General features: G+C 69.6%; 21 protein-coding genes. 12 read left to right on the forward strand and 9 right to left on the reverse strand.

What is annotated here, in order from left to right:
- Positions 1 to 114 precede the first annotated feature (114 nt).
- Positions 115 to 1,035 (reverse strand): NAD(P)H-binding protein, encoded by a 921-nt coding sequence (locus EV379_RS11545; RefSeq protein ID WP_130506254.1) that lies wholly within the window; start codon positions 1,033 to 1,035, stop codon positions 115 to 117.
- 157 nt (positions 1,036 to 1,192) lie between these two features.
- On the opposite strand from EV379_RS11545, the gene EV379_RS11550 reads away from it, so the two are divergent.
- Positions 1,193 to 1,624, forward strand: a complete 432-nt coding sequence (locus EV379_RS11550) for a four-helix bundle copper-binding protein (protein ID WP_130506255.1) — start codon at positions 1,193 to 1,195, stop codon at positions 1,622 to 1,624.
- Here the strand turns inward: EV379_RS11550 and EV379_RS11555 are convergent.
- The 4 genes from EV379_RS11555 to EV379_RS11570 all read right to left on the reverse strand — a co-directional run bounded on the left by EV379_RS11555 (position 1,621) and on the right by EV379_RS11570 (position 4,782).
- Positions 1,621 to 1,845 (reverse strand): antitermination protein NusB, encoded by a 225-nt coding sequence (locus EV379_RS11555; protein ID WP_130506256.1) that lies wholly within the window; start codon positions 1,843 to 1,845, stop codon positions 1,621 to 1,623. The two genes, EV379_RS11550 and EV379_RS11555, sit on opposite strands and share 4 nt — an antisense overlap.
- 210 nt (positions 1,846 to 2,055) lie before the next feature.
- Positions 2,056 to 2,421 carry a hypothetical protein gene (locus EV379_RS11560; protein WP_130506257.1) on the reverse strand — a complete coding sequence of 122 codons (366 nt, stop codon included), beginning with the start codon at positions 2,419 to 2,421 and terminating at the stop codon, positions 2,056 to 2,058.
- Positions 2,422 to 2,686: 265 nt separating this feature from the next.
- Positions 2,687 to 4,063 carry a M18 family aminopeptidase gene (locus tag EV379_RS11565; RefSeq protein ID WP_130506258.1) on the reverse strand — a complete coding sequence of 459 codons (1,377 nt, stop codon included), beginning with the start codon at positions 4,061 to 4,063 and terminating at the stop codon, positions 2,687 to 2,689.
- A 182-nt stretch (positions 4,064 to 4,245) separates the two neighbouring features.
- Positions 4,246 to 4,782 carry a nucleoside deaminase gene (locus EV379_RS11570; RefSeq protein ID WP_130506259.1) on the reverse strand — a complete coding sequence of 179 codons (537 nt, stop codon included), beginning with the start codon at positions 4,780 to 4,782 and terminating at the stop codon, positions 4,246 to 4,248.
- 106 nt (positions 4,783 to 4,888) lie between these two features.
- Here EV379_RS11570 and EV379_RS11575 point away from each other — a divergent pair, with 106 nt between their 5' ends.
- The 5 genes from EV379_RS11575 to EV379_RS11595 all read left to right on the forward strand — a co-directional run bounded on the left by EV379_RS11575 (position 4,889) and on the right by EV379_RS11595 (position 14,408).
- Positions 4,889 to 7,153, forward strand: a complete 2,265-nt coding sequence (locus tag EV379_RS11575) for a S9 family peptidase (protein WP_130506260.1) — start codon at positions 4,889 to 4,891, stop codon at positions 7,151 to 7,153.
- A gap of 194 nt (positions 7,154 to 7,347) precedes the next feature.
- Positions 7,348 to 11,232: a DEAD/DEAH box helicase gene (locus tag EV379_RS11580; RefSeq protein WP_242616345.1), complete on the forward strand. Its 3,885-nt coding sequence runs from the start codon at positions 7,348 to 7,350 to the stop codon at positions 11,230 to 11,232.
- Between the two features lie 142 nt (positions 11,233 to 11,374).
- The gene (locus EV379_RS11585) at positions 11,375 to 12,982 is read left to right on the forward strand and encodes an APC family permease (RefSeq protein ID WP_130506261.1); all 1,608 of its coding nucleotides are present in this window, start codon (positions 11,375 to 11,377) and stop codon (positions 12,980 to 12,982) included.
- An 82-nt stretch (positions 12,983 to 13,064) separates the two neighbouring features.
- Positions 13,065 to 13,496, forward strand: a complete 432-nt coding sequence (locus EV379_RS11590) for a DUF1761 domain-containing protein (RefSeq protein ID WP_120255840.1) — start codon at positions 13,065 to 13,067, stop codon at positions 13,494 to 13,496.
- A 9-nt stretch (positions 13,497 to 13,505) separates the two neighbouring features.
- The gene (locus EV379_RS11595) at positions 13,506 to 14,408 is read left to right on the forward strand and encodes a fructose-bisphosphatase class II family protein (protein ID WP_165397355.1); all 903 of its coding nucleotides are present in this window, start codon (positions 13,506 to 13,508) and stop codon (positions 14,406 to 14,408) included.
- A gap of 242 nt (positions 14,409 to 14,650) precedes the next feature.
- On the opposite strand, the gene EV379_RS11600 is transcribed toward EV379_RS11595, so the two are convergent.
- Positions 14,651 to 15,556: a DarT ssDNA thymidine ADP-ribosyltransferase family protein gene (locus EV379_RS11600; protein WP_165397356.1), complete on the reverse strand. Its 906-nt coding sequence runs from the start codon at positions 15,554 to 15,556 to the stop codon at positions 14,651 to 14,653.
- Between the two features lie 201 nt (positions 15,557 to 15,757).
- On the opposite strand from EV379_RS11600, the gene EV379_RS11605 reads away from it, so the two are divergent.
- Positions 15,758 to 16,042 carry a GNAT family N-acetyltransferase gene (locus EV379_RS11605; RefSeq protein ID WP_130506264.1) on the forward strand — a complete coding sequence of 95 codons (285 nt, stop codon included), beginning with the start codon at positions 15,758 to 15,760 and terminating at the stop codon, positions 16,040 to 16,042.
- Positions 16,043 to 16,107: 65 nt separating this feature from the next.
- Here EV379_RS11605 and EV379_RS11610 read toward each other — a convergent pair whose 3' ends face one another.
- The gene (locus tag EV379_RS11610) at positions 16,108 to 17,034 is read right to left on the reverse strand and encodes an LLM class F420-dependent oxidoreductase (RefSeq protein ID WP_130506265.1); all 927 of its coding nucleotides are present in this window, start codon (positions 17,032 to 17,034) and stop codon (positions 16,108 to 16,110) included.
- Positions 17,035 to 17,136: 102 nt separating this feature from the next.
- On the opposite strand from EV379_RS11610, the gene EV379_RS11615 reads away from it, so the two are divergent.
- On the forward strand, positions 17,137 to 17,535 hold the full coding sequence (locus tag EV379_RS11615) for a hypothetical protein (protein ID WP_130506266.1): 399 nt from the start codon (positions 17,137 to 17,139) through the stop codon (positions 17,533 to 17,535).
- Positions 17,536 to 17,544: 9 nt separating this feature from the next.
- On the opposite strand, the gene EV379_RS11620 is transcribed toward EV379_RS11615, so the two are convergent.
- Entirely contained in the window at positions 17,545 to 18,048 is a 504-nt protein-coding gene (locus EV379_RS11620) for a hypothetical protein (protein ID WP_130506267.1), read from the reverse strand.
- Between the two features lie 42 nt (positions 18,049 to 18,090).
- The gene (locus tag EV379_RS11625) at positions 18,091 to 18,510 is read right to left on the reverse strand and encodes a hypothetical protein (protein WP_130506268.1); all 420 of its coding nucleotides are present in this window, start codon (positions 18,508 to 18,510) and stop codon (positions 18,091 to 18,093) included.
- Positions 18,511 to 18,682: 172 nt separating this feature from the next.
- Between EV379_RS11625 and EV379_RS11630 the strand changes: the two genes are divergently transcribed.
- The 4 genes from EV379_RS11630 to EV379_RS11645 all read left to right on the forward strand — a co-directional run bounded on the left by EV379_RS11630 (position 18,683) and on the right by EV379_RS11645 (position 23,425).
- Positions 18,683 to 20,173 (forward strand): SulP family inorganic anion transporter, encoded by a 1,491-nt coding sequence (locus EV379_RS11630; protein ID WP_242616346.1) that lies wholly within the window; start codon positions 18,683 to 18,685, stop codon positions 20,171 to 20,173.
- Positions 20,174 to 20,328: 155 nt separating this feature from the next.
- Positions 20,329 to 21,078 carry a TetR/AcrR family transcriptional regulator gene (locus EV379_RS11635; RefSeq protein WP_130506270.1) on the forward strand — a complete coding sequence of 250 codons (750 nt, stop codon included), beginning with the start codon at positions 20,329 to 20,331 and terminating at the stop codon, positions 21,076 to 21,078.
- Positions 21,071 to 21,931: a 3-hydroxyacyl-CoA dehydrogenase gene (locus tag EV379_RS11640; RefSeq protein WP_130506271.1), complete on the forward strand. Its 861-nt coding sequence runs from the start codon at positions 21,071 to 21,073 to the stop codon at positions 21,929 to 21,931. Before EV379_RS11635 ends, EV379_RS11640 begins: the two co-directional genes overlap by 8 nt.
- A 321-nt stretch (positions 21,932 to 22,252) precedes the next feature.
- Positions 22,253 to 23,425, forward strand: a complete 1,173-nt coding sequence (locus EV379_RS11645; protein WP_165397357.1) for a MarP family serine protease — start codon at positions 22,253 to 22,255, stop codon at positions 23,423 to 23,425.
- The last annotated feature ends 106 nt before the right edge of the window (positions 23,426 to 23,531 follow it).

Here is a 23,531-nt window from a genome sequence, read left to right on the forward strand (position 1 = left end):
GCGAACCGAGGGCTGAGCGAACCGGAGTCTGAGTGGGCCGAGTCTGGGCAGGCCGAGTCTGGGCAGGCTGAGTCTGAGCAGGCGGAGCCCGAGCCGATCGCGCCGCGCCGCCCGCTAAGCGCCGAAGAGCTCGGCGAGCCCGCGGGCCGGGTGCCCGGTGAGACGCTGCACATCGGGGCTCACTGCGGCCAGCGAACCGTCGGCGATCGCGGTGTACGTGCTCACCCACGCGTCCACCTGCCAGGGCTCGGCGCCGTAGCGCGCGCGGGAGGCGTACGCCTCCTCGAGCGTCTCGTTCTCGAAGCGCAGCCCGGTCGCCGCCGCGATCTCGGCCAGCGTGAGCGCAGCGGGCCCGGTCAGCGTGTACGTCGCGTTCACGTGCGCGGCCAGATCGCGGATGACGGCGACGGCCGCGTCCGCAACGTCCGCACGGGCCACGGCGGCCACCCGCCCCTCCCCGGCCGGGCCACGGATGACACCCTGCTCGTCGGCGAAGTGCGGAAGCACGTCGAGGTAGAGGTTGTCGCGCAGGAACGTGTAGTTCATGCCGCTCTCACGGATCAGCTCCTCCGTGTAGGCGTGATCCTGGGCGAGGGTGAAGGTGGCGCCAGGGTCGGCTCCGGCGAAGGAGGTGTACACGATGTGCGGAACCCCGCCATTCATGGCCGCCCGCACGAAACGGTGGTGCTGCTCGCGTCGCGTTGCCGACTCGGCCGCTGACACCATGAACACGACGTCGAGCTCGCCGAGGTCGACGGCGGTCACGGAGTCATAGCTCGCCTGAACGACCTCGATCGCCTGGTGCGCGGCATCCACGGCATCGAGCGAGTCGCCGCCCGAGGCGGCGTCGAAAGCGGCATCGGACGTGGCCTCGGCGGCATCCGCCACCGGCCCCGGCACGCGCAACGCCGGCACCCGCAACGGGTCGCGCACGATCAGCCGCAGCGTCTGATCTGGCGTCGGCGAGGCCACGAGGGCCCTGGCGACGAGTCCGCCGATGTGTCCGGTTGATCCGGTGACTCCGATGCGCGTCATGGCTGCACTCTAGTCGCGAAGCATGACAGAACAACCCATGAATTCCTGCGCGATCCCCTGACTTTTGCCCGCTGCGCGCGTAGCATTTCGGGCAGAGAGGGTTGCCGTTTCAGCACCGTGTTCTCGCGTGCACGGCGCCTCGGTCGGGAGCACGCGCATGATGATGAACAGCACAATGCAGATGATGCAGATGCACGCGAAGGACATGGCGATGCAGGACGTCGACATGGCGATGCTGCAGGACTGTATCGAGGCCTGCTCCGCCTGTGAGCAGGCGTGCACGATGTGCGCATCGTGCATGATGGGCGACGAGGCCGGCGGCGCGATGCACATGGAGATGTGCATGAACACGGCCGACGCGTGCAACACGATGATGCGGATGATGATGCGGCCGGCCGGCATGCACGTGGAGAGCATGATGGCGATGCTCTCGGCCACGATCATGCAGACCAATGCCTGCGCGGAGGAGTGCATGAAGCACGCCGACATGCACGAGGACTGCAAGATGTGCGCGGAGGTCTGCCGTCAGTGCGCCGTGGCCTGCCAGAAGGTCATGGACGCCATGCGGTCGATGATGCCGATGAGCTAGCCCGCCTGCTGCCCGCTGGCCTGCGCCGCCGCGGGCAGCGGCTCCACGATCGGGCCGCGCCCCATCACCACGATGAGAAGCGTCGCGATCGGGCCGAGCAGCAGCGAGAGCAGCCACCAGTTCAGGCGGCCCCTGCCCTTCGATTCGGCCAGGCCCGCGTTGATGAGCGACAGCGTGAACCACACGCCGCCGCCACCGATGCCGTCAATGCTGAGATCCATGCGCCCATTCTGGCGTGAACTCCGAGCGAGCGGATGTCGGCGCGCAGCGGACTCCGGCACCGCCGGTGGGCGGATGCTTCGGTCCGACGCGAGCCGCTCTGCGCCAGTTTCTGCGGTCCGCGCCACGTGAAGTGGCGCTCAGCGCGGAAAGCGGCGCAACCGCACAGTGCGTGCAGTGCAGCGCGCGGACCGACTGCTGCCGCGGCGGGCCTACAGTGCGCCGGCCACCACGACGCTGATGCGTTCGGAGCCGACCGCGAGCGCGTTGTAGAGCGCGTGCAGGGCCACCGGGGTACCGAGTTCCAGCGCGGGCGCGGTGTGGCTCCACAGCCAGACCGTGCCGGACTCCGGCGCCGCGGCATCCGCCGGGCTGACATCGCTCACGTCGAAGAGTTCGATCGCGATCCAACCGTCGGCGTCGACCTGGGCGACGAAGGCGTCGCGCCACTTGCTCGGCGTCGCGCCGCTCGCGAGCAGCTGCATGGGCGAGATGCCGTGGCCGGGTGCGCGACGGGTGCAGGACTCCCCCTCGGTGCACTGCATGCTGTGCAGCACCTGTGGCTTGAGATTGGACATCCTGACCTCCTTCACGACATTCGGCCGGGCCGGCGGATGCCGCGCACTCAGCGTTCGATGTCAAGAAGAGTAGGTCGGCTGCTCGCCGATGTCACACGGGCGTGTCACACGCCGCAACACGCGCGGGGCGCACGCATCCGCCCGATCGCCCGTACGCTCGCCTCGCCAGCCCACCTGGCGTGGGAGATCGGCGCGAGTAGGTGCGCGCTGCTTTGGGGCTGCCGCCTTTCGCGTAGTTGAAAAGGATCCACCGGATCCTTTTCAACTACGCGCCGTGGAGGAAGGCGGTGATCGCGCGGCTCAGTGCGATGGCGTCGTCCACGTGCACGAGCTCGCGCGCCGAGTGCATCGACAGCAGCGGCACCCCGACGTCGACCGTGCGGATGCCGAGGCGCGTCGCCGTGAGCGGCCCGATCGTCGATCCGCACGGCACCGTGTTGTTCGAGACGAACTCCTGGAACGGCACCTCGGCCGCCGCGCAGGCCCGCACCCAGAGGGCGGCGCCTGCGGCATCCGTCGCGTAGCGCTGGTTGGCGTTGATCTTCAGCAGCGGACCGGCGCCGGCCAGCGGGCGCACCACCGGGTCGTGTCGCTCCGGGTAGTTAGGGTGCACGGCGTGGCCGGCATCGGCCGAGACGCACCACGATCCGGCGAAGGCCTGCAGCTGCTGGCCCTGGCTCGCGCCGAGCCCCTCGCCGATGCGCGCGAGCACGTCCGCGAGGAAGGGGCCGCAGGCTCCGGATCGTGTCTCGGAGCCGAGCTCCTCGTGGTCGAAGGCGGCGAGCACACTGATGTGCGATGCTGCGGCGCCCCGGCCACGGCCGCCGGTGGGTGCGCTGCCTTCGCTCTCCGGCACGGCCCCGCGCGATGCCACGTCGATGAGTGCGACGAGCGCGGCGTAGACGGAGCTGAGGTTGTCCATGCGTCCGGAGGCGAAGAGCGCGCCGTCCAGACCGAAGCGGGCGGGAGCGGCGGTATCGGCGGTGAGGATGTCGTATCCGGCAACGTCGGCGGCCTTCACCCCGGCGATCCCGGCGAGGTGCTCGAGCAGGTCGGCCTGGCTCGCGTCGCCGACGCCCCAGACGGGCTGCGTGTGGCGCTGCTTGTCGAGCGCGAGCCCGTCGTTGACGCCGCGGTCGAGGTGGATAGCCAGCTGCGGGATGCGCAGGAACGGCCCGGTGCGCACGAGGTGCTCCCGGCCGTCGCGGGTGACGAGACGGCCGGCGAGCTCGAGCTCACGGTCGAGCCACGAGTTGAGCAGCGGCCCGCCGTACACCTCGACGCCGGCCTGCAGCCAGCCGTGCGCGCCGGTCGTCGGCTTCGGCTTGAGCTTGAATCCGGGCGAATCGGTGTGCGCACCGAGAATGCGGAACGGGGTGGTCGGGCCGGATGCCGCCGGCTGCACCCACGCGATGACAGCGCCGTCGCGCACGACGAAGTAACGGCCGAGCGCCTCAGCGCCGTCTGCCGCCCCGATCTCCGACCAGTCCGCGCCCTCATCGAGGCCGGTGAACCCGGCCTCCTCGAGGCGCCGCGCGAGCTCGGCGGCCGCGTGGTACGAAGACGGCGACGCCTGAATGAAGCGGGCGAAATCCTCGATGTAGGCGGTTGTGTAGACCTCGGCACTCACTTCAAGACTCATGAGTCCATCCAAGCACTAGTGCGACACCACGGATTCGACACCGACCACCGCTCACCGCCCGCGGGTCAGCTGGAAAGCGCAGGAGCAGAGGGTCGCGAGGCCGATATGGAGCCTCGCGCGGCCCTGCTCCTGCGTTTCGCGAGGGCGCGCCGCGGTGGGCGCTGTCGCGGCCCGGACGAGCGCTACCCCCAGAAGTCGTGGTGCACCGCGGTCGCCTCTGCGCGGAGTTCCGGCGCAGGCCCGGCGACGGCGGTCTCCCGCTGCCCGGCGGCGAACACCTCGCGGCAGGGCAGGCGCATCGTCGGGTTCTCCGCGTTCTCACCGGTGATGGCGTAGAGATCCGACTCGGCGAGCGCGAACACGACCCGCCCGATTCCGGCCCAGTAGATGGCACCGCTGCACATCGCGCACGGCTCGGTGCTCGTGTACAGCGTGAAGTCGGCCAGCTCGGCAGGCGAGTAACGGTGCGAGGCGAGCCGGACGAGGTTCGTCTCCGCGTGCCCCGTCGCGTCGCGGGCGGTCACGACCGTGTTCTCGGCTTCGAGCACCACGGTGCCTGCGGCATCCGTCAACACGGAGCCGAACGGATGATTCCCGTTGGCCCGAGACGATGACGCAACCAAGATCGCGACGCGGAGACGCTCGAGATCGTCGGTGCTCAGTGCGGAGCCCGTGGGGCTCGGCGAGGGGCTCTCGTTTGAGATCGGTTGCGGTTCCATGGTTTTCCTGATCTTAGGCTGCCGCCTTTCGCGATGCTACGCATCGCGCATCGCGCTTCCGAATCCGAAACTCCCATGAGCAACACATTCGGCCTACCCTGAAGTCATGCTCACGCCACCGCTTGCCGCACAGATCCCGACGGAACGCGTTCACCACGGAGACGTCTACGTCGACAACTACGAGTGGATGCGCGACAAAGACAGCCCGGCCGTGCAGGCGCACCTGCACGCCGAGAACGCGTACACGAAGGCCCGCACCGGCCACCTCGCGATCTTGCAGGAGCAGATCTTCGAGGAGATCAAGGGCCGCACCAAGGAGACCGACCTCAGCGTTCCCGTGCGGCGCGGGCACTGGTGGTACTTCACTCGCACGATCGAGGGCCAGCAATACGGCGTGCACTGCCGCGCCCCGATCGCCGGGCCAGACGACTGGACCCCGCCGACCATCGCCCCACCCGAGGCGGACGCCGCGCCCGTCGATGCGCGCACGGTTCCGGATGCCACGGCCTCCCCGTTCCGGCTCGCCGCCGACGCCGCGAACACCCGGCCGGGCGAATCGTCGCTGCCTGGCGAGCAGATCCTCCTCGACGACAACGTCGAGGCCGACGGCCACGACTTCTACGAGCTCGGCACCTTCGCGATCAGCGCCGACGGCAGCATGCTCCTCTACGGCGTCGACCTCGAGGGCGACGAACGCTACACCCTGCACGTGCGCTACCTCGGCCGTGACGCCACGATGGACGAGGCCGCAGCGGGTGTGCAGCGTTTCAGCGCCGACGACGACCTCGACGACACCATCGCCGACACCTCCGCCGGCGCACTCTTCGACCCGAGCGGGCGCTACGTCTTCTACACGACCGTCGACGAGGCGTGGCGGCCGGACACGGTCTGGCGGCACCAGCTGGGCACCGACCCTGCGACGGCGGTGCAGGTCTTCCACGAACCGGACGAGCGCTACTGGGTGGGCGTCGGCGAGACACGCAGCCGCAAGTACCTCGTGATCGAGCTCGGCTCGAACATCACCAGCGAGACCCGGCTGCTCGACGCGAACGACCCGACCGGCGAGTTCGAGCTCGTCTGGCCGCGCGTCGAGGGGGTCGAGTACGACGTCGAGCACGTGGTCGTCGGCACGCAGGACCGCCTGCTGATCGTGCACAACCACGACGCGATCAACTTCGAGTTGGTGAGCGTCGCGGCATCCGACCCCCGCGGCGAGCGCCGCGTGATCCTGCCGCACAACCCCGATGTGCGCCTCGAGGGCGTCGAGGCGTTCCAGGATTTCGTCGCGATCGAGTACCGCCGAGAGGGCCTGACCCGTCTGGCCATCGCCATGGTGCCGAAGAACGGCGGGCGCTACGAGGACACCCCGCACGAGCTCAGCTTCGGCGAGGAGCTGTTCGCCGTCGGGCTCGCCGGCAATCCCGAGTGGGCGCAGCCGACGATCCGCCTCGGCTACACGAGCTTCGTCACCCCGTCGACGGTCTACGACTACGTGGTCGAGAGCAATGAACTGCGGATGCTGAAGCAGCAGCCCGTGCTCGGCCACTTCGATCCGGCGCGCTACACCCAGCGCCGCGACTGGGCCATCGCCCCCGACGGCACCCGTGTGCCGATCTCGCTCGTGTACCGCAGCGATCTCGTCACGGCGGGCGAGCCGGCGCCGACGCTGCTCTACGGTTACGGCTCCTACGAGGCCAGCATGGACCCGGGTTTCGGCATCGCCAGGCTCAGCCTGCTCGACCGTGGCATCATCTTCGCCATCGCGCACGTGCGCGGCGGCGGCGAGCTGGGCCGGCTCTGGTACGAGAACGGCAAGAAGCTGCACAAGCGCAACAGTTTCACCGACTTCGTCGCCTGCGCGAAGCACCTGATCGACCGCGACATCACGGCCAGCGACCGGCTCGTCGCCGAGGGCGGCAGCGCCGGCGGCCTGCTCATGGGCGCTGTCGCGAACCTCGCGCCGCAGTTGTTCTCCGGCATCCTCGCCGAGGTGCCATTCGTCGACCCGCTGACGTCGATCCTCGACCCCTCGCTGCCGCTGACGGTGATCGAGTGGGACGAGTGGGGCGACCCGCTGCACGACGAGGAGGTCTACCAGTACATGAAGGGCTACTCGCCGCTGGAGAACGTGCACGACACCCACTACCCGCGCATCCTCGCCGTCACGAGCATCAACGACACCCGGGTGCTCTACGTCGAGCCGGCCAAGTGGGTGGCGAAGCTGCGCGAGGTCGGCGCTGACGCCCTGCTGAAGACCGAGATGGCGGCCGGGCACGGCGGCGTCTCCGGACGCTACAGCGCCTGGCGCGAGCGGGCGTTCAACTACGCCTGGGTGATCGATGCCGTGAACGCGCACCCCTCCGGCGAGTAGCTCCCCCGCACCCGGTTCGTAACTCAGGCAGTTCTCGCGCTGCGGTAGCGAAAACAGGCAGATTCGGCGCTCTGGCGACGACGTTGCCTGAGTTACCGACGGCCACCAAGCCACGCCGGCTGAGGGAGCGCCAGCGACTGATGCCCTGAGCGCATCGCGGAGGAGCTGTCGGCCGGCCGTGACACACTGGGAGCATGATCGCTCCCACGTACCCGCTCGTGGACGTGGGCGACATCATCCGCCTCGTCGGGCGCGGGATCTACGAGCGCGGCCGCGGCCGTGCCCGCGACGGCTCGGTCAGCGCCGTCGTCTGGCATGAGTCCTCCGAGACCCTCACCGGTGTTGTGACGGATGCCGGCTCCGACCCGCTCGCGGTCTCGGTGCGGATCGAGCCGACCACCCGCGGTTTCGGCACCCCGTTTGCGAGCGGCTGCGGTTGCCCGCTCGGCGGGGACTGCGCCCACGTCGCGGCCGTGATCCTGAACGCGAACGCCGCCGCCGCCCGCCGCAAGACGGAGGAACTCGCCGACCCCGACGCCGACACCCGCTGGTCGAGCAGCGACGAAGGAGACACCCGCTGGTCGAGTAACGAGGAACGAGCGTATCGAGACCGGGATGCGGACGGCGCGAGCTCCGGCCACAGGTCCGGCGGCGCGTACGGCCGCGCGTCCGACGGCCTGCAGCGCGGCGCCGCCCAGCGCACGTGGTGGCCGTCCGACGGCGACGACGAGGCCCCGCAGTGGGCGCCCGACGAGACTCCGGACGAGCTAGCCGACGAGTTCGCCGACGCCGGCTCCGGCCCCCGCGGTTCGCGCGCTGCCGGCTCGGACTCCGGCTCACACTCCACCGCGCCCACCCGCCAGCCGCCAGCCCCCGCGTGGAAGCGCGCGCTCGGCCCGATCGCGCAGCCGCCAGGCGACGCCCGCCTCCGCAGCGACGACGAGGGCGCCCCGACCGGCTCCCGCACCGGGACGGCCCGGGTCGCCGCCGGGCCGACAGCGATGGGTCTGCAGTTCGAGCTCCGGGAGGCCAATCGGCGCCCGGCCAGCCGCTGGAGCACGCAACAGTGGGGCGGCTCGAGCAACCGGCCGCCTCGCCCGAGCTTCGGGGCGGGAACCGGTCGCCGGACGGCATCCGGCGCCGCACCGCTGCAGCTCGCCGTCCGCCCGGTGATGCGCAATGAGCGCGGCAGCTGGGTGCGCAGCGGCATCAGCTGGGGCACGCTCAGTTACCAGTCGAACCGGCTCAACCTCGAGCCGGCGCAGCACCGCTGGTTCTGCGAATTCGGGGCGCTCTACCGCGCCGCCCGTTTCACCTACACCGGCGAGGACGCCGATTGGATCGTGCTCGACGAGTTCGCGAGCCCGCTGCTCTGGCAGCTGTTCGAACGGGCGGAGGCGCTCAAGATCCCGCTCCTCGGCGCCACCAAGACCGTGTCGGTGCGCCTCGCCGGCCACGCGGTGCTGAGCCTCGACGCGACCGAGGCCGCTGCCGACGCCGACGTTGTCGGCACCGAATCCGCGCGCACGGGTGCCGCGGCATCCGCGGCCGGCCTGCTGCTGACCCCCGTGCTCACCGTCGACGGCGCCACCCACTCGACGGCCCTCGCGGCCGCGATCGGCGAGCACGGCGTGTACCTGCGTGAGGTCACCGAGATCGTCGAACCGGTGCGTTACGGCCGCCGCACCAGCGCCCAGAAGGTGGCCGATGCGCTGGCCGCAAACGCGGGGACGGCCACCGCCGCCGAGAATACGAATGCGAAGGCGAAGCCGGCCGAGCACACGAGCATCACCCTCGCCCCGCTCGACGCCCCGCTCTCCCCCGAGCTGCGCGCGCTCCTCGGCCAGGCGAAGCCGCTCGAGGTTCCGGCTGAGGAGGTCAGCGAGTTCCTCGAGGGCTACTACCCGCAGCTGCGCCGCCGCATCGAGGTCACGAGCAGCGACGAATCGATCGAGCTGCCGGCCCTGCAGCGCCCGACGCTCGTGCTCACCGCCACGTTCCGCCCCAAGCACGTGCTCATGCTGCAGTGGGCGTGGGAGTACCTGGACGGCCGCGAGCCCGGTGACGATGAGGAGGCGGAGGCCGAGATCGCCGAACGCCTCTACGACGAGGCCCACGTCGAGCCGGAGACGCAGGCCCGGCTGCTCGAGGGCATCGACGCGGCCGAGTTCTGTGCGACCGTGCTGCCGCGCATCGAACGCATCGACGGCGTGCGCGTCGACGTGCAGGGCACCCGTCCCGACTACCGCGAGCTCACCGAGGCTCCGGAGCTCACCATCAGCACCGTCGAGACCGATCAGACCGACTGGTTCGACCTCGGCGTGGTCGTGACGGTCGGCGGACGGAAGGTGCCGTTCGGCCCGCTGTTCAAGGCGATGGCCAAGGACAGGAAGAAGCTGCTCCTCGTCGACAACAGCTACCTCTCGCTCGAACACCCGGCCCTCGACCGGCTGCGGGTGCTCATCTCCGAGGCCAAGGCGCTCTCCGAGTGGGAGACGGGGCTGCGCATCAGCCGCTACCAGACCAGCCTCTGGGCCGACTTCGAAGACCTCGCCGACTACACCGAGCAGGCGCAATCCTGGCGCGCCGCCGTGTCTGGGCTCAACGGCATCCTCGACAACCGCGATGCCCTTGAGCCGACCCCGGTTCCGGATGCCGTCGCCGCCACCCTGCGGCCCTACCAGCACGACGGCTACAACTGGCTCACCTTCCTCTGGCGGCACGGACTCGGCGGTGTGCTCGCCGACGACATGGGACTCGGCAAGACGCTGCAGACGCTCGCGCTCATCGCCCACGCGGTCGAGAACACGGCGCCGGCCGAGCGCCGGCCCTTCCTCGTTGTCGCCCCCACCTCCGTCGTCTCCAACTGGGCGGCAGAGGCGGCCCGCTTCACGCCCGGCCTCACCGTGCACACCGTAAAGACGACGGAAGCCAAGCGGCGCGGCAAGCAGACGCTGGCGGATCTGGCATCCGGGGCCGACATCGTCGTCACCTCCTACGCGTTGTTCCGCCTCGACGAGGCCGCCTACGGCGCGCTCGGCTGGGCGGGGCTCATCCTCGACGAGGCGCAGTTCGTCAAGAACCACAAGGCGCGCGCACACCAGGTGGCCAAGGACCTCGCCGTGCCCTTCAAGCTCGCCATCACGGGCACACCGATGGAGAACAATCTGCTCGAACTGTGGTCGATGTTCTCGATCACGGCGCCCGGGCTGTTCCCCAGCGCGCGGAAGTTCACCGAGAACTACGTGCGTCGGCTGGAGAAGGGGGTCGACAAGCAGGAGAACCGCGAGCTGCTGGCCACTCTTCGCCGGCGCATCCGCCCGCTGATGATGCGCCGCACCAAGGAGCTCGTCGCCCCGGAGCTCCCGGCCAAGCACGAGCAGACCCTCGCGATCGACCTCGAGCCGCGGCACGCGAAGCTCTACGAGACGATGCTGCAGCGGGAACGCGCGAAACTCTTCGGGCTGATCGACGACATGAACAAGAACCGCTTCATCGTCTTCCGCTCGCTCACCCTGCTGCGCATGCTCAGCCTCGACGCCTCCCTCGTCGACGCGAAGTACGCACACATCCCGTCGAGCAAACTCGACGCCCTGCTCGAACAGCTCGACGACGTCGTCGCCGAGGGGCACCGCGCGCTCGTGTTCAGCCAGTTCACGAGCTTCCTGCAGAAGGCGGCGGCGCGGCTGGAGGAACGCGGCATCGCCTACGCCTACCTCGACGGCTCGACCGGCAAGCGCTCCGAGGTGATCGACAGCTTCAAGACGGGCGATGCGCTGGTGTTCCTGGTGAGCCTGAAGGCCGGCGGTTTCGGCCTCAACCTCACCGAGGCCGACTACGTCTTCCTGCTCGACCCGTGGTGGAACCCGGCCAGCGAGGCGCAGGCCGTCGACCGCGCGCACCGGATCGGTCAGACGAAGAACGTGATGGTCTACCGCATGGTCGCCACCGGCACGATCGAGGAGAAGGTGATGGCACTCAAAGAGGCGAAGGCGCGTGTGTTCAGCGCCGTGCTCGACGATGACGCCGCCTTCAGCGCCGCACTCACGGCCGACGACATCCGGGGCCTGCTCTCCTAGGCTGATTGAACTCTCAGGCTGATTCGGCCCGTTCTCGCCAAATCGGACGTACGATATCCCCGATCAGATCGCTCATCGCCGAACGACCGCACTGACCCCGCTCTGCCGCCTCTCGCGACGGCCGCCGTGTAGGGAGATCCTGATGTCATCGATTGTTCCGCCGTCATCGGATGCCGCGGCATCCGCCCCGGACCCCTCATCGATCACCGTCGACAGCAAAGGCCTCAAGGGCGGGGCGCTCGGCCTGATCTCCAGTGTGGTGATCGGCGTCTCGTCCACCGCCCCGGCCTACAGCTTGGCCGCCAGCGTCGGCTTCATCGTCGCCAGTGGCGGATCGCTGCTGGCCGGAACGAAGGCACCCGGAATCGTGCTGCTCGCCTTCGTGCCGATGTACATGATCGCCGTCGCATACGCGGAGCTGAACAAGGCGGAGCCGGACTGCGGCACGACGTTCACCTGGGCGACGCGGGCGTTCGGTTCCGTCACCGGCTGGATGGGCGGGTGGGGCATCATCGTCGCCGACATCATCGTGATGGCCAATCTGGCGGCCATCGCCGGCTCCTACTCCTTCATCTTCCTCGGCGAACTCGGCGTGCCCGGCGTCGCCGAACTCGCCGACAACGTCGTGTGGTCCACCGCCGCCGGTCTGGTGTGGATCATCGTGATGACCTGGATCTGCTACCGCGGCATCGAGCTGTCGGCCCGCATCCAGTTCGTGCTGCTCAGCATCGAGGTGGTCGTGCTGATCCTCTTCGCGGCGTTCGCACTGGTGCGGGTCTACACGGGTACCGCCGAGTCGTATTCGATCGTGCCGAGCCTCGACTGGTTCAATCCATTCACACTAGACTTCGGCAGCGTCATCGCTCCAGCCATGCTCACCGCGATCTTCATCTACTGGGGCTGGGACACCGCCGTGTCGGTGAACGAGGAGACCTCTGAACCGTCCAAGACCCCCGGCCGCGCGGCCGTGATCAGCACCCTGCTACTGCTCGTCACCTACGCGCTGGTCACGACCGCGGCCGTCGCCTTCGCCGGGGTCGGCACGACGGGTATCGGGCTCGGCAACGACGCCAACGCCGACGACGTGTTCACAGCGATCGGCCCGGCGCTCTTCGGCGACAGCCCGATCGGCCAGTTCTGCATGCTGCTGCTCGCGGCATCCATTCTCACCTCGGCGTCGGCGTCCACCCAGACGACGATTCTGCCGACGGCGCGCACGGCCCTGTCGATGGCCGCGTTCAAGGCTATCCCGGAGCGCTTCGCCCGCATCCACCCGCGCTTTCTCACCCCCACATGGGCGACGATCGGCATGGGAATCGCCTCGTGCGCGTTCTACCTCGTCTTCACGCTGATCAGCCCGAATCTCCTCAACGCCCTGATCGGCTCCATCGGGCTCATGATCGCCTTCTACTACGGGCTCACCGGTCTCGCCTGCGTCTGGTTCTACCGGCACACCCTCACCGTGTCCGCGCGGAACTTCATCATGCGGGGCATCTTCCCCATGCTCGGCGCGCTCATCCTGTTCGCCGTCTTCATCTACGGAACCGTGCAATTCGCGGCCCCCGATTGGTTGACGGATGCCGACGGCAACAACGTCACGATCTTCGGCATCGGTGCGGAGGCCGTCGTCGGCATCGGCGGACTCCTCATCGGCTTCGTGCTGATCGCGATCTGGTGGGCACGGAAGCCCGACTTCTTCCGCGGCAAGACGCTGCCGCGCCGGGTGGCGGAGCGCGAGGTGTCTGGCTGAGCCACCCGCTGAATCCCGCGCGATTCAGCCCCGGCGGAGTAGACTCACAGCACGCACTCAGGCTCGACACATGGAGGCTCTCATGGTTCCGGAAATCAACTACTGGGCGGTTCTCCTCGCGACGCTGTCGAGCATGGTCGTCGGCTCGATCTGGTACACCCCGAAGGTGTTCGGCAACTACTGGATGAAGGCCGCGAAGGTCACGCCGTCCGGCAACAGCAAGGACGCGATCTGGCCGATCATCGTCACCGTGATCGTCAGCTTCGTGACGGCGTGGGTGCTCTCGGGCGCCGCCTTCATCGCCTGGGACTTCTACGGCGGCAGCTTCCTGCTCAACACGATCTTCACCGGCATCATCCTCTGGGCAGGCTTCACCGCAGCCCGCTTCATCACGCACGACGCCTTCGACGGCCGCCCGACCGGGCTCACCATCCTCAACATCGCCCACGAGCTCGTCACGATCGTGATCATGTCGCTCATCATCGGCGTCTGGCCTCCGGCCGGGTCCGTCTAGCCGGTGGCGTTGGCCGCAACTCCCCCGCCCGCGACGGTGATCGGGGGCGAGAACTTCGCGCCAGAACTCGTCGCCGCGATCGTGCGGTCGGCGGATGCCGCAGCGGCGGCATCCGCGGCGATGGTCGGCTCGGGCGACAAGAACGCCATCGATGAGGCGGCGGTCGCGGCCATGCGCGCCGTGCTGCTGCGCGCACCGTTCGCCGGGACGGTCGTGATCGGCGAGGGCGAGAAGGACGACGCCCCAATGCTTGCCAACGGGGAGCAGCTCGGGCTCGGCTTCGACCGGAGCCTCAGCCCCGAGGAACGCGCTAGCTACCCCGCCTGCGACATCGCCGTCGACCCGCTCGACGGCACCCGCCTGGCCGCCGAGGCGCTGCCCGGCGCGGTCTGCGTGATCGCGCTCGCGCCGCGCGGCACCCTGTTCGACCCGCGCGACGCCTTCTACATGCACAAGCTCATCGCCGGCCCCGCCGGGGTCGGCGTGCTCGACCTCCGCCTCTCCGCAAGCGAGAACCTGCGCCGGCTCGCGGATGCCGGCGGGCGCCGCGTCGCGGATCTGACCGTCGCCGTGCTCGACAAGCCGCGGCACGCGGCGCTGATCGCCGAGTTGCGCACCGCCGGGGCGCGTCTGCACGTGGTCGGCGAGGGCGACATCGGCACGGCGATCGCCGCTGCGACGCCCGGCTCCGGCATCGACGTGGCGATGGGCATCGGCGGGACGCCGGAGGGCGTGATCGCGGCCTGCGCGGTGCGCGCGCTCGGTGGTTTCATGCAGGGCAGGCTCGCCCCGCAGGGCGACGCGGAGCGGGCAGCGGTGCTCGCGGCCGGACACTCATTGGAGCGCGTGCTCGGTCTCGACGAGCTGGTGGCGAGCGAGCACGTGCTCTTCGCCTCCGCGCCCGTCACGTAGCGCGGACACTGTCACTCGCCATCACCCACGCTGGCTCGAGCGACCGGAGCGCAGCGGAGGCCGCGAAGCCAAGTGGACTCTGACGCGCGGTTTCGACAGGCTCAACCAGCGGGTACTCGCCGCAGTCTTGCTGGTTGAGTAGCGAGGAACGAGCGTATCGAAACCTCACGGGCCGGAGCTTTCGCGCGGCACATACGCAAACGACCGGGGGCGCGTGCCCCCGGTCGTCGTGTGCGAAGCGACTACTCCGCGATGTCCTCTGTGGCTTGGAACCACGGCGGGTACACGGCGACCTTGGTCTTCTGGCCGGCATCCGCGAGGATGCCGCGCACTGTGGCGCGCACCTTGTCGTTGGCGACGCCGATCAGCGAGATCTGCTCGAACGGGAAGGTGTCGGCGACCAGCACCTCGGCGCCGAGGATGCTCTCGGACTCGTCGTCGGCGCGCAGACGCTTGAGCATGCGCTCCGCGTCGGCACGGCTCGTGGCGAAGTTCGTGAGCAGGCCGACGGCGTCACCGTCGGCGACGGCGAATCCGCCGAGGGAGCCGTCTGCGGCATCCGCTGCGTCGGAGTCGGTGGCGGCAGCGGCCTGGGCGGTGGCGGCCTCGAAGGCGTGCTTGACGGTGCTGACCAGCAGCACGAATTCGGATGCCGCGTAGCCGAGCGCCTCGAGGGTGAGGCGCGGGTCGTCGTGGCCGGCGCGGATGCTGTTCCAGACGTGCGCGTTCGGCGAGAGGTAGAACGGCACGTAGTCGGCGACGACGCGGGGCCCGATGTCTTCGCTGAGGACGCGCTCGTCGACGGTCTTGGCGCGGCGGGCCTCACGCACACCGGCGGAGGAGATGTTCACCGGCGGCTTGGCGAAGTCGGCGAAGAGCTGACCGGCCGCGAGGATGCCGGCGAGGTTGTCGACATGGGTGACGTGGTAGATGCGCAGCTCGGCGACCTTGGTCGGCGCGGCCTCCACTTTGAGGGTGACCGGTGCGGCACCGCGGGTCGTCGACTTGACGACCGGGGCCTCGCGCAGCGACGCGGGCTTGACACGGGCGACACGCTTGACCGGCGGCGTCAGGGGCTCCGTGACGGGCGGCGGGAAGCACTGCGCGCACAGTCCGTCATCAAAACCGTGGATACATTCGTCGCTCAAGGCCAACCTTCCGTCTGTGTTGCACTCGCCAGCCCCCGAGTCGTTCTACGGGCACTGGTGCGGATTCCGCGGAAAACGCAAAGTGCCAACCCTCTAGGGTACGCCGGAAGCGGGCGTGCCCGTTACCACTTGAGACTATCCGCCCGCTGTGCATGCGCCACCGGCGAGTCTCGGGCCCGCCAGGCGAACTACGCTGGAGGCATGGCTCTCACCTTTGCCAATGAACCGGATGCCCGCCGCTACAGCATGCGCGACGGCAACACGCTCGTCGGTGTGCTCGACTACGCGGTCAACGCCTCGACAATCGCCCTGACCCGCGCATTCACTCAGCCGCCGTTCCGCGGCAAGGGCTACGCGGCCGAGCTGATGGAGTTCGCGGTCAACGACATCGAGTCGACGAGCACCCTTCGGATCGTGCCGAGCTGCTGGTACGCGGCACAGTGGTTCGATCGCAACCCCGAGCGCGCCGGACTGCTCAGCCGCTGACGCCGCGCCGCATCACTGAGCGTTTCCGCGCCGGCTGAGCTCCAGCCCGCCGGGCCAGCGCTCGCTCAGGAGGCGAATACCGGCGCGACCTCTGCGGCGATCAGTTCCAGGTGGTCCAGATCGCTGAGGTCCAGGATCTGCAGATACACCGTCTCTACGCCGATGTCGGCGAGCGCGCCGAGCTTGTCGACGGCCCGCTGCACCGTGCCTCCAAGCGAGTCCACGCGGAACTCCCCCGGATCCTCGCCGATCGCCACGGCGCGGCGGCGGTACTCGGCCTCCGTCGAGCCGATCGCGGTCGTGATTGCCGTCGAGTAGATCAACGAATCGGCGGCGCGGCCGGCCTGCTCGCAGGCGGCGCGCACACGGCCGAAGGCGGCATCCGTGTCGGCGAGCGGCACGAACGGCACGTTGTACTCGTCGGCGAAGCGGGCGGCCAGGCGCGGTGTGCGCGCGGCCCCCGTGCCGCCGACGATGACGGGGATGTGCTGCTGCGTCGGCTTCGGCAGCGCCGGCGAGTCGAGCAGCGTGTAGTGCTCACCGCTGTAGTTGAAGCGTTCGCCGAGCGGGGTGCCCCAGAGACCGGTGATCACCTCGAGTTGCTCCTCCAGCATCCCGAAGCGCTTGGCGGGGAACGGGATGCCGAAGGCGTCGTGCTCGGCCTGGAACCAGCCGGTTCCGAGGGCGAACTCGACCCGGCCGCCCGACATCTGGTCGACCTGGGCCACCTGCACGGCCAGCAGCGCCGGGTGTCGGAAGGTCGCCGAACTGACGAGTGTGCCGAGGCGGATGCCGCTGGTCTCGCGGGCCAGCGCGGCCAGTGTCAACCAGGCATCCGTCGGGCCGGGCATCCCGCTCACTCCGCCCATCGCCAGGAAGTGGTCGCTGCGGAAGAAGGCGTCGAAGCCGAGGCGCTCGGTGGCCTGGGCGATCGCGAGCTGATCGTCGTAGCTGGCGCCCTGCTGGGGTTCGGTGAAGATGCGGAACTTCATGGCCTCACTCTGGCAGCGATTCGGCCACGACAGCGCCATTGCAGCCCCAGACGCTCGGGGCGCGTCGCCTACACTGGCACGATGACTCGTCGACCTCGCGTTATGGTTCCCGGCGAGACGCCACTGCTTTCAAGGAATGCGAGTTTCCTGGTAAATCCGATCGATTACGGGCGCAAGCCGGCATTGCGGGACGCGCTCCTCGGCGGCCGTATCGCCATCGGCGGCACATTGATGCTCACCAACTACCGCCTCGCGTTCTCCGCGTCACCGCTGGTCAGCACCATCGGCGAATTCGGCTTCTCGCTGCCCCGAGTGCTTGAGGTCACTGACACCTCGCGTGGCGTGCTCCGCACGATCCGGGTGCGCCACGAGGCCGGCGACTGGTCGTTCATCGTCCACGGAATCCCCACGCTGTTGTCCGCCATCCATTCGGCGAAGGCGGCGTTCGATCTGACGGACCTCGCGCGCATCGAGGGCACTGAGCCAAGCCCGAGCAGCTGAGCGTCGCCCTCACCGTCGTTTCCTCCCCGCGGCCCGTTCGCTGAGCTCGGTCAGGGCGACCTCGCGACTGCCCGCCAGCCGCGAGATCGCCAGAAGGTGCGGCTCCACCTGCTGCTCCCGCGCCGATGCGGCGAGGCGCGCGTACAGCTCGACCGGCACCAACACCGGCACCACCTCGGCCAGGCCGGGCCGTTCCACGCTGGCCGGATCCCGGCTCGCGCCGAGTGAGCAGAAGGCCTCCGGCGGCGGCCGGCCGCCGTCCACCGCTTCGGCCACGGCCTCGCGCGCACGATTGCGGATGCCGGCGAGCGCCGCGGTGTGCTCTCCGGCCAGCCAGCAGAGCGTCGGCATCTCGTCGACGGTTCCTTTGAAGGCCTGCTCGTCTGGCGACCACACGACCCGGTAGCTGTAGTGCTCGCTCACATCGACCGCGGTGGCCGGGTGCGCCTGCAACGTGGCGATCAGGGAGCTGAGCGCCGCGGCCGAGCGCTGCTCGTTCTCGCGCACCGTCATGGCGCCGCTCCCGCCCTTGGCGTCGGCCGCCCACCGCCACGCTCAGAGCAGGTCATCGGGTGCCACCCATCGCACACCGTCGTCGTGACTGATCAGCTGGGCGCGCACCGAGACGCCGGCATCAGCGCAGGCCGCCGCGAGCGCGCGCGCCCAGCTACGGTCCAGATGGCTGACCCGGTGGCCGCCCGGGCGTTCCCAGACGAAGATCGCCTGCGCCGCCCCCGTCTCGTACACGGTCTCGGCGACGCGGGCCGCAAGCAGGCCGGCGGCGCCGCCATTCGGGGTCTTCGGATAGTCGGCCATGGGGATGATGAGCGGGATCTGCCGCCCCGCCTCGTCCAGGAGCAGCATCCACCACTGGCGCCGACAGGCGGCACCGATGAGGTGTTCGACGCGCGCCTGCACGGCGGCGTCGCTGTCGAGCGGAATCTGTCGGAGTTCGTCGGCTTCGAGTGATGTCATTCCCCCATGCTGCGCGCCGGCCGTCGCCTCATACGAGGAAGCTCTCAGACTGTGGAGAACCATCGACCAGAAGCCGCCTGTGCGGGGCAGAAAGGGGGCGGGAACGAGGGCAAGGCTGGAGCGGAGTCTGTGCGGCACGGCGGCGCCCAGCAGGCACCCTACTGTTGAAGCCGTGCCACGCAACTCCTCCCCCACACCCGCTGCCCCGACCACCGTGCTCGCCGTGCTCCGCAACCCGCGCGCGCTCAGCGTGGAGGTGCTCGCCGGCATCGTCACCACCCTCGCGCTCATCCCCGAGGTCATCTCCTTCTCGGTGATCGCCGGCGTCGACCCGCGCGTGAGCCTGGTGGCATCCGTGGTGCTTGCCGTGTCGATGTCGTTCCTCGGCGGCCGCCCGGCCATGATCACGGCCGCAGCCGGCGCCGTGGCCCTCGTGGTCGGCCCGTTGGTCAAGGAACACGGCGTCGAATACCTGTTGCCGACCGTCATCCTGGCCGGCCTGGTGCAGATCCTGTTCGGGGTGACCGGGCTCGCCCGCCTCATGCGCTTCATCCCGCGTTCGGTGATGCTCGGCTTCGTCAACGCCCTCGGCATCCTCATTTTCGTCGCCCAGGTGCCGCACCTGCTCGGCGTGCCGTGGCTCGTCTACCCGCTGTTCGCGCTCACCGTGCTGATCGTGCTCGGCCTGCCGCGCCTGACCACCGCCGTGCCCGCCCCGCTCGTGGCGATCGTCGTCGCGACGGTGATCACGATCGTCGCGCACCTCAGCGTCCCCACCGTCGGCGACGAGGGCGCGATCGGCGGCGGGCTGCCCGGATTCACCGAGCTGCTCGTGCCGCTGAACCTCGACACGCTCGCGCTCATCTGGCCGACGGCGCTCAGCGTGGCCTTCGTCGGCCTGATGGAGACGCTGCTCACTGCCAAACTCGTCGACGACATGACGGACAGCCGCTCGAACAAGGGCCGCGAGTCGTGGGCGCTCGGCGTCTCCAACATCCTCGCCGGCTTCTACGGCGGCATCGCCGGCTGCGCGATGATCGGCCAGACCGTCGTGAACGTGAAGCTCGGCCGCGCCCGCACCCGCATCTCCACCTTCGTCGCCGGCGTCGTCCTGCTGCTGCTCGTCACCGCCCTCAGCGACGTGATGGAGCAGATCCCCATGGTGGCCCTCGCCGCCGTGATGATGATCGTCGCGATCAAGACCGTCAACTGGCACAGCCTCGCGCCAGCCACCCTGCGCCGGATGCCGCTCTCCGAGACCGTCGTCATGCTCAGCACCGTGGCGATCGTCGTCCTCACCCAGAACCTCGCCGTCGGTGTCGCGGCCGGGGCGGTGCTGGCGATGGTGCTCTTCGCCCGCCGTGTCGCGCACGTCGTCACCGTGACGCGCACCCTCTCCGAGGACGGATGCCGCGCCCACTATGCCGTCGCGGGACCGCTGTTCTTCGGCAGCTCCAATGACCTGGTCGAACAGTTCTCCTACGGGCAGGACCCCGCCGAGGTGAACGTGGACTTCAGCGACGCGCAGATCTGGGACGCCTCGACGGTGGCCGTGCTCGACTCGGTGCAGCAGAAGTACACCGAGCACGCGGCATCCGTCACGTTCACCGGGCTCGACGAGCGCAGCACGGCGCTGCACGGCAGACTCAGCGGCCACCTCTAGGCGGCTGCACCCGCGCAGCACCCGCGCAGCACCCCACGCTCCCACATGCCCAGGCCAACGCCCCCACTCCCGAAAAAAGGAGTACACTCATAAATGAGTCAACTCAGTTATTGAGCTGATCGGGCCGTGAGCCCGTCGAGCGAGGTGGTGCAGAGATGTCGGAGACAATCGGGCAGGAGCCCACCCCGGCCGCACCCGGCCGCCGCGAGCGGAACAAGCAGGAGAAGCAGCAGCGCATCTTCGACGCCGCCGCCGAGCTCTTCGCCGCGCACGGCTACGCGGCCGTCACCACGCAGCAGATCGCCGAGCGGGCGGACGTCGCCGCCGGCACCCTGTTCCGCTACGCGGCGAGCAAGGCCGAGCTGCTGCTCATGGTGCACAACGAGTACTACCGGCGGGCCCTGGCGACGGCCGAGCGGGCGCTCCCCCGCAGCGCCGACGTCGCCGACTGCACGGCCGCGCTGCTCACGCCGATCGTGGAATCCGGGCGGCAGAGCGACGAGAACACCGCCGCCTACCAGCAGGCCGTGATGTTCGGCGGTCCAAGCGACCGCTACCGCGGCGAGGCGCTTGAGCTCATCGCCCGGCTGCAGGAGCGCCTGGCTGCCACGCTCGCCGAGGCGTGGGCCGGCCGGCATCCGCTCGGATCGACCGCCGGCGAGCAACTCGCGGCACCGGATGCCGCGGCGGCGGCCCGCGCGATCTTCGCCGTGCTGCAGCTCGAGACGGCGCACGCCACCCTCACCGCCGTGCCGCTCGAGCAGCAGCTCGACGACATCCTGAACCAGGTAGACGTGATCACCCGCGGCTACCTCCACACCGCGCCGGCGCACAACGCCATCGGCGCACCGGAGCCGACTGACCCCAGCCGACTCACATCGAGTAAGGAACAAGGAAATGACTGACATTCGCACCGTCACCGTGCTCGGAACCGGCGTGCTCGGCTCCCAGATCGCCTACCAGACCGCCTTCAGCGGTTTCGCCGTGACGGCATACGACATCAACGACGAGGTACTCGAGGGCGCCGCGAAGCGTTTCGCCGGTCTCGCCGAGACGTACAAGGCCGAGGTGACCGGAGCCGCAGACGGCGCAGCGGATGCCGCGCTCGAGCGCCTCACGCTGAGCAGCGACCTGGCCGCGGCCGTCGCCGACGCCGACCTCGTGATCGAGGCGATCCCCGAGAACCTCGAGATCAAGCGCGACACCTACGCGAAGCTCGCCGAGCTCGCCCCGGCCAAGACGATCTTCGCCACCAATTCCTCCACCCTGCTGCCGAGCGATATGGTCGGCTTCACCGGGCGCCCGGAGAAGTTCCTGGCCCTGCACTTCGCCAACCGCGTCTGGGCGCACAACACTGCCGAGGTCATGGGCACGCCGGAGACCGACCCGGCCGTGTTCGCCGCGGTCTCGACGTTCGCCGGCGAGATCGGCATGGTTCCGATCGAGATCAAGAAGGAGAAGGCCGGCTACCTGCTGAACTCGCTCCTCGTGCCGTTCCTCAGCGCGGCCGGCGAGCTGCTCGTCGACGGCATCGCCGAGCCCGACGCGATCGACAAGACCTGGCGCATCGGAACCGGCTCGCCCATGGGCCCGTTCCAGATCTACGACATCGTCGGCCTCACCACCGCCTACAACGTCAGCGTCAACGGCGGCCCGAAGCAGCAGGCCTTCGCGCAGCTGATCAAGGAGAACTACATCGACAAGGGCAAGCTCGGCGTCGCCACCGGCGAGGGCTTCTACAGCTACCCCGCGAAGTAGCCGCCGGCGGGCGGCTGGGCGACTGGCTGCCGAGGTCGCGCCCGGATGCCGGTACCCGGCGCGGCATCCGACATTCGCTGCGGCATCTGCTGCGGAGGAGATAAGCGGGTCGGGAGGACGGAATCGCGAGATTCCTCCTCCCGTTCTGCTTTTCTCCTCCCGTGCGGTCCAACCACCCACACAGCTGGCTCGGCGGACGACCGCAGACGGCCGCGGCCGGGGCCCGCGCCCGGCACTCTCCCAGCTGAGACATGGCCGGATGCCGCAGAGTAGAGCCTGCGGCATCCGCCCGTTTCAGCCCCGTTCAGACCAGGAGTCCGCGTGACGAGCTCACTCATCCTCGACATCGTCGTGGGGCTGATCCTGCTCTCCGCCGCCGTCTCCGGCTGGCGCACCGGGCTGTTCCGGAGTGCCTTCGGCGCGCTCGGACTCATTGCCGGCGGCGTCGCCGCCTACCTGCTGCTGCCGCAGATCTCGGCGTGGGCGCCCGCCCCCGAGTGGCGCGCGGCGATCGTGATCGGCTGCGGTGTGCTGCTGCTGATCCTCGGCAACGCGCTCGGCTCGCTCATCGGCGGGCTCCTCAGCCGCGGCATGCGGGTGATCAAGCTCAGTGTGCTCGACCGCCTCGCCGGCATCGCGGTGAGCACCGTCGTCACCGCGCTCGTGCTCGCGACCGTCGCCGGCGGCGTGAGCAGCATGGGCGTTCCGCCGGTCACGCAGACGATCGCGGGCAGCGCCACCCTCGGCACGATTGACCGGCTCACCCCCGACCCGGTCAAGTCGTTCCTCGCCGGTGTGCGCGCCTCCGCCGTCAACGACGCTCTGCCGTGGGTCATCGACACGATCGCGCCGCCGGAGAGCATCCCGCCGGTCGCCGACGTCGACGCGGGTTCGCCGGCGCTGACGGCGGCCGCGGCATCCGTGGTGCGCATCACGGGCACCGCGCACCAGTGCGGCGTCAGCCTGGTCGGCAGCGGCTTCGTCGTCTCGGACGACCGCGTCGTCACCAACGCGCACGTCGTGGCCGGCGTCGACGAGGCCGTGGTCGAGGCGCCGGGCGAGCCGCCGCGAGCGGCCCGCGTGGTCTACTTCGACGCGGCGACCGACCTGGCCGTGCTCGCCGTCGGCGATCTGGATGCCGCAGCCCTTCCCCTCGGCAGCCAGCTCGCCCGTGGCGCCGGCGCGGCCGTGCAGGGCTACCCCTTCGGCGGACCCTTTGTCTCGCTGCCGGCCACCGTGGCCGAGGTGACGGCGATCCCCCGCGCCGACGGCAGCTTCAGCCGCGAGGTCTACGCGCTCTCCGCCGACATAAACCAGGGCAACTCGGGTGGGCCGCTGCTCAGCCCGGACGGCTCCGTCGTCGGCGTCGTGTTCGCCAAGTCCGCCGTCGTCGACGACATCGGCTACGCGCTCACGCTCGCCGAGCTCGCGCCGGTGGCCGCCGCCGCACCCGGCCTCGGCGACTCGGTGTCCACGGGCGCCTGCGCGGGCTGAGGCACCAACGCCGGTCACCGCCAGCAGCTCGACGCGGGTCATGAGCGCCGCCGCCTCGCAGCGACGGCCGCGGCCGTCATCCACTCGCCAAAGATGGTTCCAAAAC

Origin of the sequence: Microterricola gilva (assembly GCF_004217495.1) — a bacterium.
In the GTDB taxonomy this organism is placed as follows: domain Bacteria; phylum Actinomycetota; class Actinomycetes; order Actinomycetales; family Microbacteriaceae; genus Microterricola; species Microterricola gilva.